Origin of the sequence: Acetobacter senegalensis (assembly GCF_001499615.1) — a bacterium.
GTDB lineage: Bacteria > Pseudomonadota > Alphaproteobacteria > Acetobacterales > Acetobacteraceae > Acetobacter > Acetobacter senegalensis.
On the sequence record NZ_LN606600.1, the window covers coordinates 3,334,523 to 3,350,562 of the forward strand.

12 protein-coding genes are annotated in these 16,040 nt (G+C 54.7%); 8 read left to right on the top strand and 4 right to left on the bottom strand.

Annotated elements, in window-relative coordinates:
- Window positions 1-43 precede the first annotated feature (43 nt).
- The 8 genes from ASN_RS15505 to ASN_RS15540 all read left to right on the top strand — a co-directional run bounded on the left by ASN_RS15505 (window position 44) and on the right by ASN_RS15540 (window position 9,521).
- Window positions 44-805 carry an electron transfer flavoprotein subunit beta/FixA family protein gene (locus ASN_RS15505; protein WP_058988728.1) on the top strand — a complete coding sequence of 254 codons (762 nt, stop codon included), beginning with the start codon at window positions 44-46 and terminating at the stop codon, window positions 803-805.
- The gene (locus tag ASN_RS15510; RefSeq protein ID WP_058988729.1) at window positions 805-1,731 is read left to right on the top strand and encodes an electron transfer flavoprotein subunit alpha/FixB family protein; all 927 of its coding nucleotides are present in this window, start codon (window positions 805-807) and stop codon (window positions 1,729-1,731) included. Before ASN_RS15505 ends, ASN_RS15510 begins: the two co-directional genes overlap by 1 nt.
- A 124-nt stretch (window positions 1,732-1,855) precedes the next feature.
- Entirely contained in the window at window positions 1,856-3,445 is a 1,590-nt protein-coding gene (locus ASN_RS15515) for an acyl CoA:acetate/3-ketoacid CoA transferase (protein WP_058988730.1), read from the top strand.
- A 243-nt stretch (window positions 3,446-3,688) separates the two neighbouring features.
- Window positions 3,689-4,375 (top strand): TetR family transcriptional regulator, encoded by a 687-nt coding sequence (locus ASN_RS15520; protein WP_231948267.1) that lies wholly within the window; start codon window positions 3,689-3,691, stop codon window positions 4,373-4,375.
- 287 nt (window positions 4,376-4,662) lie between these two features.
- Window positions 4,663-5,226, top strand: coding sequence for a sorbitol dehydrogenase family protein (locus ASN_RS15525; protein ID WP_082666728.1), 564 nt, complete (start codon window positions 4,663-4,665; stop codon window positions 5,224-5,226).
- Between the two features lie 18 nt (window positions 5,227-5,244).
- A complete protein-coding gene (locus ASN_RS15530; protein ID WP_058988733.1) occupies window positions 5,245-6,882 on the top strand; it encodes a GMC family oxidoreductase in 1,638 nt (545 codons plus the stop codon).
- A complete protein-coding gene (locus tag ASN_RS15535; RefSeq protein WP_058988734.1) occupies window positions 6,875-8,182 on the top strand; it encodes a c-type cytochrome in 1,308 nt (435 codons plus the stop codon). The genes ASN_RS15530 and ASN_RS15535 overlap by 8 nt, the downstream gene beginning before the upstream one ends.
- A gap of 136 nt (window positions 8,183-8,318) precedes the next feature.
- Window positions 8,319-9,521, top strand: a complete 1,203-nt coding sequence (locus ASN_RS15540) for an MFS transporter (protein WP_058988736.1) — start codon at window positions 8,319-8,321, stop codon at window positions 9,519-9,521.
- Window positions 9,522-9,640: 119 nt separating this feature from the next.
- On the opposite strand, the gene ASN_RS15545 is transcribed toward ASN_RS15540, so the two are convergent.
- From ASN_RS15545 to ASN_RS15560, 4 genes are read right to left on the bottom strand one after another with little or no spacing between them, the layout of a single operon-like run.
- The gene (locus ASN_RS15545; protein ID WP_082666729.1) at window positions 9,641-11,053 is read right to left on the bottom strand and encodes a TolC family protein; all 1,413 of its coding nucleotides are present in this window, start codon (window positions 11,051-11,053) and stop codon (window positions 9,641-9,643) included.
- Window positions 11,053-12,180: an ABC transporter permease gene (locus tag ASN_RS15550; RefSeq protein ID WP_058988738.1), complete on the bottom strand. Its 1,128-nt coding sequence runs from the start codon at window positions 12,178-12,180 to the stop codon at window positions 11,053-11,055. Before ASN_RS15550 ends, ASN_RS15545 begins: the two co-directional genes overlap by 1 nt.
- 3 nt (window positions 12,181-12,183) lie before the next feature.
- A complete protein-coding gene (rbbA, locus tag ASN_RS15555) occupies window positions 12,184-14,949 on the bottom strand; it encodes a ribosome-associated ATPase/putative transporter RbbA (protein ID WP_058988740.1) in 2,766 nt (921 codons plus the stop codon).
- On the bottom strand, window positions 14,949-15,998 hold the full coding sequence (locus tag ASN_RS15560) for an HlyD family secretion protein (protein ID WP_058988741.1): 1,050 nt from the start codon (window positions 15,996-15,998) through the stop codon (window positions 14,949-14,951). The genes rbbA and ASN_RS15560 overlap by 1 nt, the downstream gene beginning before the upstream one ends.
- Between the last annotated feature and the right edge of the window lie 42 nt (window positions 15,999-16,040).

Consider the following 16,040-nt stretch of genomic DNA (forward strand, 5'->3'; position numbering starts at 1 on the left):
TGATTGATCGCTTCCGGACTGTTTGCTGAAACGCGAGGATGTTATGAAAATACTTGTCCCCGTAAAAAGGGTTGTTGACTATAATGTCAAGGTGCGGGTGAAGACGGACGGAAGCGGTGTTGATCTGTCCGGTGTGAAAATGTCCATGAACCCGTTTGATGAAATTGCTCTGGAAGAAGCGGTTCGCCTTAAAGAAAAAGGTCTTGCAACCGAGGTTGTGGCTGTTTCCGCGGGCGTAGGTCAGGTGCGTGATACATTGCGTACAGCGCTGGCGATCGGGGCGGACCGGGCGATATTGGTTGAGACATCAACTGACGTGAATGAAGACCTTGAACCCCTGGCTGTTGCAAAAATTCTTGCCAAACTGGTGGAAACAGAAAAGCCGGGTCTGGTGATCATGGGCAAGCAGGCCATTGATAATGATATGAACGCAACCGGCCAGATGCTTGCAGCCTTGCTGGGGTGGGGGCAGGCAACCTTTGCATCTCAGGTGGAAATTGCGGATGGAAGTGTAACTGTTACGCGTGAAGTGGATGGCGGCTTGCAGACCCTGAGAGTTGGGCTGCCTGCGATTGTAACGGCCGATCTGCGCTTGAATGAGCCACGGTATGTTTCTTTGCCCAATATCATGAAAGCCAAGAAAAAACCTTTGGAAGAAAAAAAGATATCAGACATGGGTGTGGATATTACACCCCGTCTGCAGGTGGTACGTACGGTTGAGCCGGTCCAGCGGAGCGCCGGTGTGAGAGTTAACTCTGTTGATGAGCTTATCGAAAAACTGAAAAATCAGGCAGGAGTGATCTGATGACTGTTTTATTGCTGGGTGAAAGTGTGAATGGCCAGCTTGCAACAGATACAGTTGCCAGAGCGCTTGATGCCCTCAAGCCACTGGGAGAAGTGCATCTTCTGTTGACTGGAGACGTGACAGAAAACGCTGCCAGCACGGCTGCGCATCTGGATGGTGTGACCAAGGTTCTGGTTGCGCGCGACGCCGTGCTTGAGCATGGACTTGCGGAACCTGTAGCAGCTTTGGTTGTAAAGCAGGCTGGGCAGTATAGTCATATTGCAGCAGGCGCTACGGCATTTTCCAAAAACATTCTGCCGCGGGTGGCTGCATTGTTGGACGTGATGGTTCTGACGGATGTGACAGCCGTGCAGGACGCGGACACATTTGAGCGCCCGGTATTTGCGGGGAATGCCATTCAGACAGTTAAATCAACTGATAAAATAAAAGTTTTTACAATACGAACGTCCGTCTTTTCTGCCGTGGGCCAGAATGGTGCAGCCGAGATCGAGACGGTGGATGTGGCGGATCTACCCTCTCTCTCCCTATGGGTGGAAGATCAATCTGTTGTTTCTGAACGGCCGGAATTGACGTCTGCCCGTGTGGTTGTGTCTGGTGGCCGGGGCCTGGGGTCCAGAGAAAATTTTGAGTGCGTTATCAATCTTGCGGACAAGATGGGCGGTGCCGTTGGCGCAAGCCGGGCTGCGGTGGATCTGGGATATGCGCCGAATGACTGGCAGGTAGGGCAGACCGGGAAAGTTGTTGCGCCGGACCTCTATATAGCTGCGGGCATTTCCGGTGCTATTCAGCATCTGGCGGGAATGAAAGATTCCAAGGTGATTGTTGCGATCAACAAGGACGAAGAGGCACCAATCTTCAGAATTGCGGATTACGCGATTGTAGGGGATCTTTTTACGGTTCTCCCAGAGCTGACTGAAAAGCTGTAAGCGTCCATCACAAAGACGGGAAGCGGGCTTTAACGGCAAGTCCGGGTCAGATTGTCCTTGCGGGCCGAAATACGCCAAAATATAAATAACCAGATAGTTAAAATAGCTGGAAAGCTGAAAACAGATGTCCAAGATCAAAAGCGCCGCAGAAGTTGCTGAGTTTATCAAGGACGGAGCCGTTATCGCCGTCAATTCTTCCAGTGGCCTATGCTGTCCCGATGAGATTCTGGCCGCAATTGGTGCCAGATTTCGGGAGAAGGGTGCACCCAGAGGCATAACAACCATTCATCCTATTGCTGCGGGAGATATGTTCGGCACAAAAGGGGTGGATCACGTTGCTCAGCCTGGGCTTCTTGCCACCATTATTGGCGGCTCGTTCCCTTCGGGGCCGTCGTCAATGGAGCCGCCCCTTATTCGGCAGATGATCCGGGACAATCAGGTGGCGGCCTATAACGTGCCCAGTGGCGTTATTTTTGACATGTTGCGGGAAGGGGCTGCTCTTCGGCCCGGCGTGTTGACACAAGTTGGCATGGATACATTTGTGGACCCGCAGAAGGAAGGCTGTGCCATGAATGATGTGGCGCGGCAGAAGCCTATTGTGGAGCGGACCACATTTAAGGGCCAGGAATGGCTTTATTTCAATGCCCTGCGGCCAGATGTTGCCATTATTCGCGCCAGCACGGCAGATGAGCGTGGCAATCTGACATTTGAGAACGAAGGGGCCTATATTGGCGCGATGGAGATTGCGCTGGCAGGCCGGAATAGTGGGGGCATTGTTATTGCGCAGGTGAAGCGCATTGCGCAGTCTGGCACATTGAGGCCGCATGATGTGCGGGTGCCAGGTATTCTGGTGGACTATGTGGTCGAAGCGCCGGAACAGTTGCAGACAACCGCGACCCCTTATGATCCTGCCATTTCAGGGGAGGTGTTCCGGCCGCTGGATAGTTTCAGCCTGCCGGAGTTTGACGCCGCCAAAGTGATGGCGCGCCGCGTAGCACAGGAACTGAAGCCCGGATGGGCTGTTAATATCGGGTTTGGTATTTCAGCCAACGTGCCCAGAATTCTACTTGAAGAAGGGCGGCATGGTGAGGTGACGTGGGTGATTGAGCAGGGGGCTGTTGGTGGTATTCCTCTGCTTGATTTCAAATTCGGCTGTTCTTCCAATGCAGAATGTTTTGTGGCTTCTCCTCAACTGTTTACCTATTTTCAGGCTGGTGGGTTTGATGTCTCCTTGATGTCTTTCCTTCAGATTGATCGTATGGGGTCAGTCAATGTCTCCAATCTGGCAGCACGCCCTCATGTTACGGCGGGCGCGGGCGGCTTTGTGGACATTACTTCTCACGCAAAGCGCATCATCTTTTCCGGGTACTTCAATGCCGGGGCCAAGCTGGGCGTTGCTGACGGAAAGGTGCGGATTGATCGGGAAGGCAAGGTGCCGAAGATCGTTGAAAAACTGGATCAGACATCCTTTTCCGGACCAAGGGCCATCGCGGAAGGAAAGGAAATTCTTTACGTTACGGAGCGGTGCGTCATGAAACTGACGCCTCAGGGGCTGATGGTGACAGAAATTGCTCCCGGTATTGATCTGAAAACCCAGGTGCTTGATCAGGCTGAAGTGCCGCTGCTTGTGTCTTCCACCCTGAAGGAGATGGATGCTGCCCTCTTTCAGCCTTCCATGACGGATGTGCCAGCTCAGAATAAAGAAGCTGCCTGATAGGACGCGCGGAATAACAGCAACTGGGATTACGGCACGGGGCAGGCAGAGAGTGGCTGCCCCGTGACCTGTTTCTGGGGGAGTGTAGAAACGTGCGGTTAGGTGGGATTTGCCTCAAGCGTTAGAATTTGGTTCATATGTAAATATCTTGTTACTTATAGGAAATAACGTTATTATAACACGTTGCTCTAGGATGTTTATCTGAGTGATGGTCCGTTAGTACGCATTTAATGAGGGAATGAGATGACACAGGCAGAAAGCAGGGAAGGCACAGACAGTCTGCCTGGCATGAGCCCGGAGGCAACGCGTATTCCCCGTAAGCGGGACGCGGAAGCAACTCAGAAACGTATTCTGTCTTCAGCCAAGCATGAATTTGCCATGAGTGGGCTGGGCGGCGCGCGGGTTGATGTGATCGCTGAAAAAGCGGAAGCCAACAAACGGATGATCTACCACTACTTTGGGAGCAAGGAAGCTCTTTTTACCAAGGTTCTGGAAGAAGCTTATAGTGATCTGTATGAAGCCGAGCGTAAATTGAAGCTTGATCACCTTGAACCCAAAGTAGCCTTGGAGCGATTTGTCAGGTTTACGTGGAATTATTACCTTGAGAACCCTGATTTTATTACACTTGTAAATAGTGAGAACCTGCACAAGGGCGCGCACCTTGAAAGTTCTGATGTGCTCAAAAGTGTAAGTAAAAATCGGCTCCATAAGCTGGAAAATTTACTGGTCCGTGGGCAGAAGAGTGGTGTTTTCCGGTCCGGCATTGATGCCATGCAGCTTCATATTTCCATTGCAGCGCTTGGTTATTATTATCTGACAAACAGATATACAGGTTCCATTGTGTTCCGGTGTGATCTTATGGCTCCGGAAATGTTGAAAAAACGAATTGAATTCAATGTGGACAGTATTATTCGGATTGTAAGTGCTTGAATCTGTTTATTCATATAGTTGAAACAATTTTGTAATTCTTTAGGTTTGTTTTTTATACCTAAAATGGCGCAGTAGAGTGCGTTTTTTAGGTATATATGACTTATCCGTATAGCAACAATCTCCAAACCCTTCTTGTCTCATGTCCCTGAACGGGGATACGAGGGGTTTGAATTGTGTCCGGCAGTTACAAACGCTGTGGGTGGGCACATCACTTGGAGAGGGCGTGCTACGTGGCGGCTGAGCGATATTGTGTTCCGGTAGATGTTCATCACAGTTCCCCCAACAGTATGCGGATAAACCGTATGCTGCGGATGTCCCGGCGGGATGTTCTGCTGGCGGGCATGGGGGCTGCTGTCGCATCGGTAACGGCACAGGCTGCAGAGCCGCAACCAGCGGTCTCTTCAGACGTGACGGAAGCAGCGCAGTTTCTTACGCTTTCCCTGCGGTTGACTGATCGGGAAACACTTTCCCCGGCCATTGGCAGCGCGTTATACGCCCGCATTGTGCAGGCTGTGCCTGAAAGAAAGGCGCAGATCAGTCAGCTCTACACTCTCATGCGGCAAAGCCATTTTGAGAGTGCTCAGGAACTGGCGATAGCTGCCGAGAAAGCGGCCCCGGCTTTCAAGGACGTCATCCACGATATTATGACAGGCTGGTATCGGGGGGTAGCAGACCAGAAAGTGGTTGTGTATCGCTCTGCCCTGATGTTCGACATCACAAAAGATGCTGTCTATCCAAAGACTTACGCAACAGGTGGTCCGTTCTACTGGACATCAAAGCCGCCTGAAGTGCCTCTCCCGACAGGTGCGCCCGGACTTTCTCCGTCCAAATTTGTTGTGGAACCCACCTGATAAGCGGAATCTGAAAATATGTCTTCTGAACAGCCTCTTAGCGCCGATGTGGTGATTGTCGGCTCCGGTGTGGCAGGAAGTTCCATAGCGAATGAACTGGCGCGGGCGGGTATCTCCGTTATTGTACTGGAAGCAGGTCCGCGGGTTGACCGCCAGCATTTTGTGGAAAATTTTCGCAATCTGGAAAATAAGCCGTCCTACCAGGGGCCGTTTCCGGCTGTGCCGTGGGCCAGACATCCTCCCAACCAGATGACGCCGAATGAATATCTGCATACGACAGGCCCGGATGCGGAAGCCTATCAGCAGGTGTATCTGCGGATGATGGGGGGGACCACCTGGCACTGGGCCGGGTGCGCCTGGCGGTATCTGCCATCAGACTTTGAGCTTCGGTCCCGTTATGGGCAGGGGCGCGATTGGGCCCTGCAATATGAGGATCTGGAGCCATTCTATTATCAGGCTGAAGTGATGATGGGCGTGTGCGGTCCTGATCCTACAAAGGAAGATCTGGGGTCTCCACGCAAGCAGCCTTACCCGATGGATGCGCTGCCGATTTCTTACGCTGCCCAGCAGTTCCGTAAACTGATTGCCGAGAAAACACCGTGGCGGGTTGTGCATGAACCGCAGGCCCGGAATACACGCCCGTATGATAACCGGCCTACATGCGAGGGCCATAACAACTGCATGCCCATCTGCCCTATCGGGGCCATGTATAACGGTAGCTATTCCGTTTATCATGCAGAGGCCGCAGGTGCGCGGTTTGTGCCAAATGCCGTTGTGTACAAGATAGAACGTGATGACGCTAACAAGCGCGTAACGGCTGTGCATTACTTTGATCCCGATAAAGGATCGCATCGTGTCACGGGCAAATACTTTGTGATTGCAGCGCACTGTATTGAAACAGCAAAGCTGCTTCTTGTTTCTGCGGATGACAAAAGCCCGGATGGTGTGGCGAACAGTTCAGGCCATGTTGGCCGGAACATGATGGACCATACAGGCGTGCAGGTAACCTTTATCAGTGGAGATAAGGCGCTGTGGCCGGGACGCGGGCCACTGGAAACCAACGTGATTGACAATTTCCGTGATGGAGACTGGCGTTCTGAACGCGGTGCCTATCTGGTCCACATGGTGGATGACAATCAGGTTGATCTGGCAACGTCTCTGGCTATTTCCAAAGGGTATGTTGGCAAGGAACTGGAAGAACAGATCCGGTATCTTGCATCACATACTGTAAGGTTGTTCAGCCATAATGAAGGGCTGGCCGACCCTGACAATCGGCTGACATTAAGCAAAACCAACAAGGACATTCTGGGTATTCCGCATCCGGAAGTATATTACAAACTGCCCGAATATACGGTGAAAAGCTGTGATCATACGCGGGGGCTTTTCAAGGAACTGATCGGCCTGATGCACGGCCGGGATGAACAATGGACACCGGGTTATTTCCCGCAGGATCATCCCGCAGGCAGCACCATAATGGGCGTGGACCCCAAGGATTCCGTTGTGGACGGGCATTGCCGCACGCATGATCACGAGAACCTGTTTATTGCCAGCTCATCTGTTTTTTCATCGGTCGGCACGGGCAATATTACCTTGACGGTTGCAGCGCTCGCCCTCCGCGTTGCGGATACGCTTAAAAAAGAACTGAACCATGCCTGAAACTGTCCGTAAAACTTTTGTCTCTCTTCTGGTTGCGGGAAGTATTCTGGCAGGTACATCTCACTACTGTGCAGCCGCAGATGAGCCTGATGCCGCACTGATACAGCGCGGAGAGTATCTGGCTACCGCAGGAGATTGCGTGGCGTGTCATACTAGGCCCGGAGGTAAGCCTTTTGCTGGTGGTTTGAAAATTGCCACCCCAATGGGGGATATTGTTTCCACCAATATCACGCCAGATCCGGACCATGGCATTGGTGCCTATACGGAAGAAGACTTTGAAAAAAGCGTGCGGCACGGTGTGCGTAAAGATGGTTCCTATCTTTATCCCGCCATGCCGTATGTGTCTTACTCCGGCCTGACAGATGGAGATGTGAAGGCGCTGTATGCGTGGTTCATGCATGCGGTGAAACCTGTGGCGGAAACGCCGACTGAGACCTCTCTCTCCTTTCCGGCAAATGTAAGAACTGCCATGGCGGGCTGGAATATGCTGGCCAACCATAATCCGCCAGAAACCGGAGATTCCGCCACATTTGAAAAAATGCGGCGTGGGCGTTATCTGGCAAATGCGTTGGAGCATTGCGGCACCTGCCATACCCCGCGCAACTTTATTCTGAGCGAAAAACAGGATCAGTATCTTGCGGGTGGACCGCTTGACGGCTGGTATGCTCCCAACATCACATCCAGCAAAACAAGCGGGATTGGAGACTGGAGCGAGGACGATCTGGTTCAGTATCTGCAGACAGGTGCTGTTCCTGGCCGTAGCCAGGCGGCTGGCCCCATGGGGGAAGCTGTGGAACACAGCACCAGCCACCTGACGGATGCAGACTTGCACGCGTTGGCTGCCTATATTTTGCAGGTCGCCCCGCAGGAGGAAGAGCCGGGGCAAAAGCCTCGGGATAGCTTCGGGCAGGCAACGGCCCAGCCGGATATCCGGAGTGGTGATCTGACACGGATTGATGATGTCACGGAGCTTAAGGGCGGTGCGGTTTACGATGCAAACTGTGCGGCCTGTCATGGGTATGATGGCGCAGGGGCCAGCAACCGCTATGTGCCGTCCCTGTTTTCAAATTCCGTGGTCGGGGCTTCCCGTCCGGATAACCTGATCATGACAGTGCTGTATGGCGTCAATCGCACAGCAGGAAAGACCCATGCCTTTATGCCTGGCTTTGATGGTCATTCGGACGTGCAGCGACTGAGCGATGCCGAGGTTGCCGATGTGGTCAATTACGTGATGGCGCAGTATGGCAATGGCAACCCGCATGTGACGGCGGATCAGGTCAAGACATTCCATAAAAAATAAAAGTGTAACAGCTTTCTGACGTGATTTTGACGGGAACCGGAAACGTGATTTTTTCTGGCTTCCCGTCGGCTTTTAAACATGCCAAAAGCCCCTGCTCATCTGGCCGGGTCAGGCCATTGTTTCTGTCAGGAAATTCATGCTGTTCAAAACGCTTTCTGGGCAAGCCATTGCGGGGTTGTGCGCGCTTTTTGCCTCAACCTTCATTGCCGTAACAACAGAAGTCGCGCCTGTGGGGCTTCTGATTGATATGTCGCAGGCGTTTCAGATTACTGAAGGGCATGCCGGGCTGGCCGTGAGCGCTTATGCGCTTATGGTGGCTTTTGGTGCGGTACCGCTGACCATTGCAACAGCCCGGATGGACCGCAAGCTTCTGATGCTTGTCTGCCTGGTGGGCTATGCTGTCTCCAACCTTATTGCCGCCGTGGCTCCATCATTTCTGGTTCTGTGCCTTGGCCGCGCCTTGGGCGGGGCATCTCATGCGCTGCTTATGTCCATAGTCTCAGCCTATGCAGCGTATCTGGTGCCGGAGAGAATGACAGGCCGGGCGATTTCCTTTGTTTATGGTGGCACGTCCCTTGGGTCTGTTCTGGGTGTTCCGGGGGCGGCTGCCATCGCGCATTTTTCTAGCTGGCGCACGGCTCTTTATCTCATGACAGGCCTTTCTGTGCTGCTGACGGTTTTTATTGCGTTTTATCTGCCGCGCGTCAGGGCACCTGCCGGAGGCAGCCCGCATCTTCCAACAGTAAGATCACGTTCGGCCATGCGTATCTTTCTGGTGGTTGTGGCTGTGAACGTGGTGTTCTTCTTCGCGCATAATCTTCTTTACACGTATGTCTCTCCCTTGCTGCTTCAACATGGTCTGCCGGAAAGCATGCTGAGTGTGGCGTTGCTTGTAACGGGTGGGGTCAGTATTTTTGGTCTCTGGGGTGCTGGTCAGATGGTGGACCGTTGGCCTGCGGCTGGTCTGTTTGGTGGTGGCCTTGCCATGCTGTTGGGGATGGGCCTTGTGTATGGACACCTGCTTTCGGCTTGGGCAGCAGTGGGGGCTGTTGGGGTTTGGTGCGCCGGTTACGCTGCCGTCATTCCGTTTGTGATGTCAGGAGCTATTCGCGCCCGTGCAACCAGCGCTGATGTGGCTGGCGCTGCTATTAACAGTGCGAGCAATTTTGGTATCCTGCTTGGGTCTGCCGTAGGGGGACATCTGCTCAGCACGCTTGGCTTTGCGGTCCTATGCCCAGCAGCCGTTGCAATTACACTGGCGGGAATTCTGTTGGCGGTCTTCAATCCGGGAGCTTTTCCGCGCCGGCTTGATCACCTTGATGCGGCGTCCGACACCTGACGACATGAAAAGCCATATGGGTGATGGGTATGGTGCCATCGCCCTGTGTGCTCACACTCTGATACCGATCTGTAAGGAAGGGGATGCCGTGTGCGTCCCCTTTTTTATGGAGGCGGCAGTCAGTGCCACCCACCCCCAAGAGCATAAGACAGTGTAATTGTTGCAATCTGCTGCTGTGCGACTGCCTGGGTGAGCGTGTTTTCTACCGAAAGAGTATCCAGTCTGGCTTCCAGAATATCATGCAAGGTACGCTGGCCGCCTTCATACAGACCGCGAGCTGCCGCGCCATTAGCCTGTGATTGCTTGAGCGCGGCTGAAAGCTCCTGAATTCTCTGGTCTTCGCTGGTGCGTGCCTCATAGGCATTTTCCACATCAGCCAAGGCAGAAAGAAGGGTTTTGTCATACGTGGCAACGGCTTCATCAAGCTGCGCATCGGCTGCGGCAATGCGGGCGTGAATACGGCCGGATGTGAAAATGGGCAGGTAGCTGGTCAGTGCGACAAGGCCGCCTGTGCCGGAAAGACCGGGAATACCATCAAAGCGCAGCCGTCCGTCTCCTCCAAAAAACTGCAGACCAAAGCGGGGAAGCAAATCGGTTTTGGTGCTTTTCAGATGATAGAGACGGGCTGAGACGAGATCCTCCGCTGCGGCAACATCGGGGCGACGCCGCAACACGGTATCGGGCATGTCTCCTGTGGGGGCGGGTGGCGTAGCGAGCGGCGTGACGGAGACTGCGACCGTAGCGTTTTCAGGCGCTTGTCCTGCAAGAATAGCCATGCGACGCAGGGAGGTATTCACTGCGGTTTCAAGTAGTGGGCGGCGTGCCCGAAGGGTGTTGATCTTCTCGTCCACACTCTGAATATCGGATAAAACGGCTTGTCCTGCGTCAAAACGGGCCTGAGCATATGTTTTCAGGCGGCCGAGGGTGACGAGGCTGTCTTCCAGAAGAGCAAGTTGTTTGCGAAGGGACTGAACCTGCACATAGTTGGTAGCGACATCCGCCGCTATGGCCATCTGGACACCGTGCAGGCGTGCCTGCTCGGCCAGAACAAGAGCATGGGCGGCCTTGGTCTCGGCATGGCGGCCGCCAAACAGATCAGGTTCCCAGGTGGCGGCAAGTCCTGCAAGATGACCGTCTGTTCCGGCATCGCGGGCGGGCAGATTGTAGGGATTGCGCCAGTCCATGCCGCCCCCGGCAATATTTCCCGTAATTCCGAGAGTTGGTCCCAATGTGGAGCGAGCGACGGCCTGAGTGGCCTCGGCTTGCAGAATGTGATCGCGTGCGATGCGGAGATCCGGATTGGCCTTGAGGGCGTTTTCAATGGCCAGTGTCAGGGCCGGATCGTTCCAGGCACGCCACCAGGCTGACAGACCAGATGCTTCTCCGGCAGGTGCTTGAGAAAAATGGCTCGGAACCACAACGCCCGAGGGAGGAGCGTGGGTGGAAAAGGGAGAACATGCCGCAAGCAGGCAGGTGGCCAGCAGGGAAGAGCGGCGAGAGAGTGTGTTGGGAGTGGGAAGGGGCATAGGCATCAGGACTGGCTCGTCAGCATGGAACGGAAGCGCGCGAGGGCGAGGGCAAGAAAGACGATGCCTGCCGCTGTAATGGCGAGCAGAGGGATCATGATCGCATTGAGCCCGGCACCGCGATAAAGAATGGCCTGAGAAAGTGTGACAAACTGGGTTGTCGGGAAAAATCGGACAACGTTCTGAATGACGGTCGGCATGTTTTCAACGGGAGTGGCCGCGCCGGAGAGCAGGTAGGCCACGGCATAAACCGGAACAGCCAGCAGCCCGAACTGCGGCATGGTGGGCGCGACCGTGGCCAGCATGACCCCCAGCGCCGTGGCGGAGAACAGATAAAGCAGGGTGCAGCAGGCAAACAATGGAATGGAGCCGGCCAGATGCACGCCTAACCAGACATGCACAACCAACCAGAGAGACAGCATGGCCGCGATGAAAATGGCCAACCCGTTGGTGATGATCTTGGCGAGTGCAATTTCACTGGCGGTAACAGGGAGGACGAGCAGATGTTCGATCGTGCCATGTTCCCGCTCACGGATAATGGCAGCCCCCACGAGAATGATGGAGAGAATGGTGATGTTGGTGACAATCTGCATGACCGACATGAACGGGAAGGATTCACTGTTCGGGTTGTAATAAACCCTGCTTTTGATCTGAAAGGGCATGAAGTCAGTCAAAGCGGGGGCATGTGTTGCGGCCTGCACCTCGTTCATGAAAATCTGTGTCAGGTAGGACGTGCCAAGTCCGGCCTGTGTCATGGCTGTGGCATCTACCCGGATTTGCAGCGCAGGGGAGCGACCGGCCAGAACGTCCCGTTCAAAGGATGGCGGGATATCAACAACAAAAATGAAGTCCCCTTTGTCCATACCGGTTTCTGCGGCCTCTGGCGTGGTGAGAACCGGTGGTTTGAAGTAGGGCGGTAAGACGGCATCACGCAGTTTAAGGGAAAGCGTGGAATGGTCATGATCAATGAAAGCAACCGTTGCATTTGACACTTCGACCTTGACCCCATTGGCCACAGCCAGAACACCTGCGGTGAATGCAAACACAATCAGGGCTATCAGCACACGGTCCTGCAACAGGCTGCGTATTTCCTTGCCGCAGAGAAGGCCAATATTTGTAAGCCAGTTTTTCATGCCTCAGCGCTCCTGTTTACGGAGCAGCAGACGGGCCAGAACCATGTAGCTCGCGGCAAAAGCCGCCAACGCCGCATACATGGGGAGAAACCCGGAAAAGCCCACACCCTTGGTAAAGCTGCCCAGACTGATAAGCTGAAACCATGAGGCGGGGAACAACTTGCCCACCTGGTAGGAAATACCGGTAAGGGTGGAAACCGGGTAAAGAAGCCCCGAGAAATTGACGGCGGGGATCAGGCAAAGGATGGCTGTGCCAAATATGGCCGCAACCTGAGACTGCACAAAAACCGAGATCAGCAGCCCGAAACCGGTTGAGGCGAAAATATACAGGATGGCCCCGAGAGACAGCGCCAGAAACGACCCTTTGAGTGGCACACCCATGACAACAACCGAGAGCACAACCAGCGCCAGATAGGAAAGTGTGGCGAGGGCAACGTAAGGGGTCTGTTTGCCAATCAGATATTCTCCAACCGAGGCAGGGGAGGCGTATAGATTGACAATGGAGCCGATTTCCTTCTCCCGCACGACGCCCAAGGCTGTCAGCATGGTGGGTATAAGAATGAGCGCCAGCATGATGGTGCCCGGTGTCATGGCGTAAATACTGCGGAATTCCTGATTATAGACAAATCGGGGTTCTATGCTGATGGGGGATGCGGGCACCATTCCGCGTGGCAGGGATTTTCCCGCAGAAGACGCATATTGAAGCAGGGCGCCCGTTGCGTAGGCCCGTATATTGGCCCCCAGAAAGGGCATGGCGCCGCTGATGCCAATACCAACGGAGGGATGGCGCCCGGCATCAAGGTCGCGTCCAAAATCAGGCGGGATATCCAGTGTCATCTGCACTGTTCCCTTCTGGAGCCGTTGTGTCATGTCGGCATCGCTGGCAGCGGGCGCGGTTTCAGTAAAATAACTTGAACCCTGGAAAACCTCGATCAATTCCCGACTGTGATGGGTGTGGTCATGATCGCGGACGGTGTAACTGATTTTGTTGACATCGAAGGAAATGCTGTAAGCTGACACCAGCAGCAGAACGACCGGCCCCATAATGGCGAAGGCCAGCCGCAGGCGGTCGCGCAGGAGTTCTATGGTTTCGCGGCGCGCAAATGCCCACGTGCGCGCGAGCCATGTCACCAGTTTTGGAGACGATGCAGCGTGCTGTGTCACACTTGCTGCCTGAGAAGTGGACGCAGCGGTGGGCGGCTGTGGGTCTGTGCGGGCTTCTTCATCACGTAGATAGTCAATGAAGGCCGCTTCCAGAGATGTTTCTCCGCGTTTGCGTGTCAGATCTGCCGGCGTGCCAACGGCCAGAACGCGACCCCGATGCATAAGGGAAATACGGTCACAACAGGCGGCTTCGTTCATGAAGTGTGTAGAAACGAAGATGGTGACATGCTTGTTGCGGGAAAGGTCAATCAGATGCCGCCAGAACATGTCCCGCGCGGCAGGGTCCACGCCTGAGGTTGGTTCATCCAGAATAAGGATATCAGGCGTGTTGATGCACGCGGCGGCCAGTTGCAGGCGTTGGCGGATGCCAAGCGGGAGATCAGCAGGGCTGGCACTAGCGAAGGGGCGGAGTTCAAAGTCATCCAGCGCCTGTTCGACCCGTGTTTCTGCCTCTGCTGCGGGAACACGGTAGAGTCTGGCTTGTAGAACCAGATTTTGCCGGACAGTCAATTCTTCATAAAGAGAGAATGATTGCGACATATAGCCAATGCGCATGCGGGCATTGATATCATTGGCGGAGACCGGTTTGCCAAACAGTTTGGCTGTGCCGCTGGTAGCATCCAGCAGGCCGGTCAGCATTTTCATGGTTGTGGATTTGCCACAGCCATTGGAGCCCAGAAAACCGAAAATTTCTCCCCGGCCTATTCTGAAGCTGACATGATCCACCGCGACAAAGGACCCAAACTGCCGTGTGAGTCCGGTAGCCTCAATCGCGGGTTCTCCGCCAGGGGCCTGATACGGGGGAATGGAAAACCCGCTGGCGCGTGAACGTTTTTCTTCGGGTAGAAGGGAAATATAGGCCTTTTCAACCGTAGGCTGTCCGGTCTGCTTGAGAATATCGGCTGTAGGGGCGCTGACCAGAACTTTTCCATCGTCCATTGCCACCAGCCAGGAAAAGCGGGCGGCTTCTTCCATGTATGCGGTGGAAACAAGAACAGTCATGGAAGGACGAGCCGCGCGGAGTGTATCCACAAGTGTCCAGAACTGCTGGCGTGACAGGGGATCAACGCCGGTAGTGGGTTCGTCCAGAATCAGCAGATCAGGGTCATGCACCAGGGCGCAACACAGGCTGACTTTCTGCTTCATGCCGCCAGACAGCTTACCTGCTGGACGGTCCGGGAACGGGGCCAGCCCTGTGGCCTCCAGCAGTTGCTTGATCCGCGCTTCGCGGTAGGTTGCGTCCAGCCCGAACAGGCGGGCGAAGAAATCGATGTTCTCACGCACGGAAAGCGTCGGGTAAAGATTGTGCCCCAGCCCCTGCGGCATGAACGCAACCCGCGGGAGAATAGCCTCGCGCTGTCGAGTATTGCTCATATCTGCGCCGAGGGTCATCACCGTGCCGCTTTGAATACGGCGAACGCCCGCAATCAGGCCCAGAAGGGTAGATTTCCCAACACCATCAGGGCCAACCAGCCCGATGGTCGTGCCCGCAGGGAGCGAGAGGGAAACATCTCGCAGCGCGACCGTATGACCGTAGCAATGCGTGAGAGAGCGCAGCAGTATATCAGCCTGATCTGTCTTCGGATGCAGGACGGGCTGAGACATCAGTCCTGTTCCTGTTGTTTGGGGGCTGGCCACTGGGCGGAGGGAGTGGTGCGTACGTAGCCTTCTCCGGTCATGCCTGCTTTGAGGGCACCACCCAGTTTAGCGACCGTGTCAGGCATGATCTGCAATTTGATACGATAGACCAGCTTTTCGCGTTCTGTGGCGGTTTCCACGTATTTAGGCGTGAACTGCGCTTCCGGAGAAACAAAGGAGATACGGGCAGGAAGCAGGGACGTGCCAAGGGCATCCAACTGGATGCGGGCCTCATCCCCCACATGGAGTTTGCCTGCTGTTTCCGATGGGAAAAAGACGGTGAGATAAGTATCAGAGGGGTCAAGCAAAGAGGCGACACGTCCTCCGCCAGCCAATACCGCGCCCCGTTCAGCAACTTTGTATTCAATCTGACCGCTGACAGGTGCCTTGACTGTCATATCGTTCAGAACGGTTTGAAGCCGATCAATCTGTGACGCCGCCGCAGTTGTGGCCGCCTGGGCCGAGGCTGCGGCATGTTCCGCGGCCTGTGCGGAAAGGGTGCGTGTTGTATAAGCGGTCTGGCGTTCCTGTACTTCCATATCTGATACAAGATGTTGGGCTGCCATTTGCCGTGCGTGCCGTAATTCCTGGCTCGCTAACGTTGCCGCGGCTTGGGCGGCGGCCTGTTCCGCCTTGGCACGGCTTACGGTTTCCTGCGCCTGTAAGAAGTTTGCCCGTGCACCTGCCAACTGGGCGGTTATTTCCGCATTGTCCTCATAGGCAAGAGGTTGGCCGGCTTGAACATGGTCTCCTTCATGAAAGGTGATGTCTGTGATCCTGCCCGGATATTTTACGGCAATATCCAGACGCGTCATTTCCAGACGGCCATTGCTGACAGCAATATTGGGGGGCAGATCGTTCTTGTGCGCAAAGTAATACCATGCACCCGCACCGCATAGTCCGCCGACAAGAGCAGCGCAGCCAAACACCATGCCAAGCCGCCTGGGTGGCCGGGGGGCAGATGCCGCAGGGGAAGAAGGGGCGGGCTGGTTGGGAGTGGTTGGCTGAGTGCTCATGGTCCGCTGCTTTTGTGTCTGGGGCGTAGAGTTCAAGAACGG

What these genes read in the sequence shown, in the direction of transcription:
- ASN_RS15505 (WP_058988728.1), top strand. Translation starts at nt 44, where the DNA reads ATGAAAATACTTGTCCCCGTAAAAAGGGTTGTTGACTATAATGTCAAG.
- ASN_RS15510 (WP_058988729.1), top strand. Translation starts at nt 805, where the DNA reads ATGACTGTTTTATTGCTGGGTGAAAGTGTGAATGGCCAGCTTGCAACA.
- ASN_RS15515 (WP_058988730.1), top strand. Translation starts at nt 1,856, where the DNA reads ATGTCCAAGATCAAAAGCGCCGCAGAAGTTGCTGAGTTTATCAAGGAC.
- ASN_RS15520 (WP_231948267.1), top strand. Translation starts at nt 3,689, where the DNA reads ATGACACAGGCAGAAAGCAGGGAAGGCACAGACAGTCTGCCTGGCATG.
- ASN_RS15525 (WP_082666728.1), top strand. Translation starts at nt 4,663, where the DNA reads ATGCGGATAAACCGTATGCTGCGGATGTCCCGGCGGGATGTTCTGCTG.
- ASN_RS15530 (WP_058988733.1), top strand. Translation starts at nt 5,245, where the DNA reads ATGTCTTCTGAACAGCCTCTTAGCGCCGATGTGGTGATTGTCGGCTCC.
- ASN_RS15535 (WP_058988734.1), top strand. Translation starts at nt 6,875, where the DNA reads ATGCCTGAAACTGTCCGTAAAACTTTTGTCTCTCTTCTGGTTGCGGGA.
- ASN_RS15540 (WP_058988736.1), top strand. Translation starts at nt 8,319, where the DNA reads ATGCTGTTCAAAACGCTTTCTGGGCAAGCCATTGCGGGGTTGTGCGCG.
- ASN_RS15545 (WP_082666729.1), bottom strand. Translation starts at nt 11,053, where the DNA reads ATGCCTATGCCCCTTCCCACTCCCAACACACTCTCTCGCCGCTCTTCC.
- ASN_RS15550 (WP_058988738.1), bottom strand. Translation starts at nt 12,180, where the DNA reads ATGAAAAACTGGCTTACAAATATTGGCCTTCTCTGCGGCAAGGAAATA.
- rbbA (WP_058988740.1), bottom strand. Translation starts at nt 14,949, where the DNA reads ATGTCTCAGCCCGTCCTGCATCCGAAGACAGATCAGGCTGATATACTG.
- ASN_RS15560 (WP_058988741.1), bottom strand. Translation starts at nt 15,998, where the DNA reads ATGAGCACTCAGCCAACCACTCCCAACCAGCCCGCCCCTTCTTCCCCT.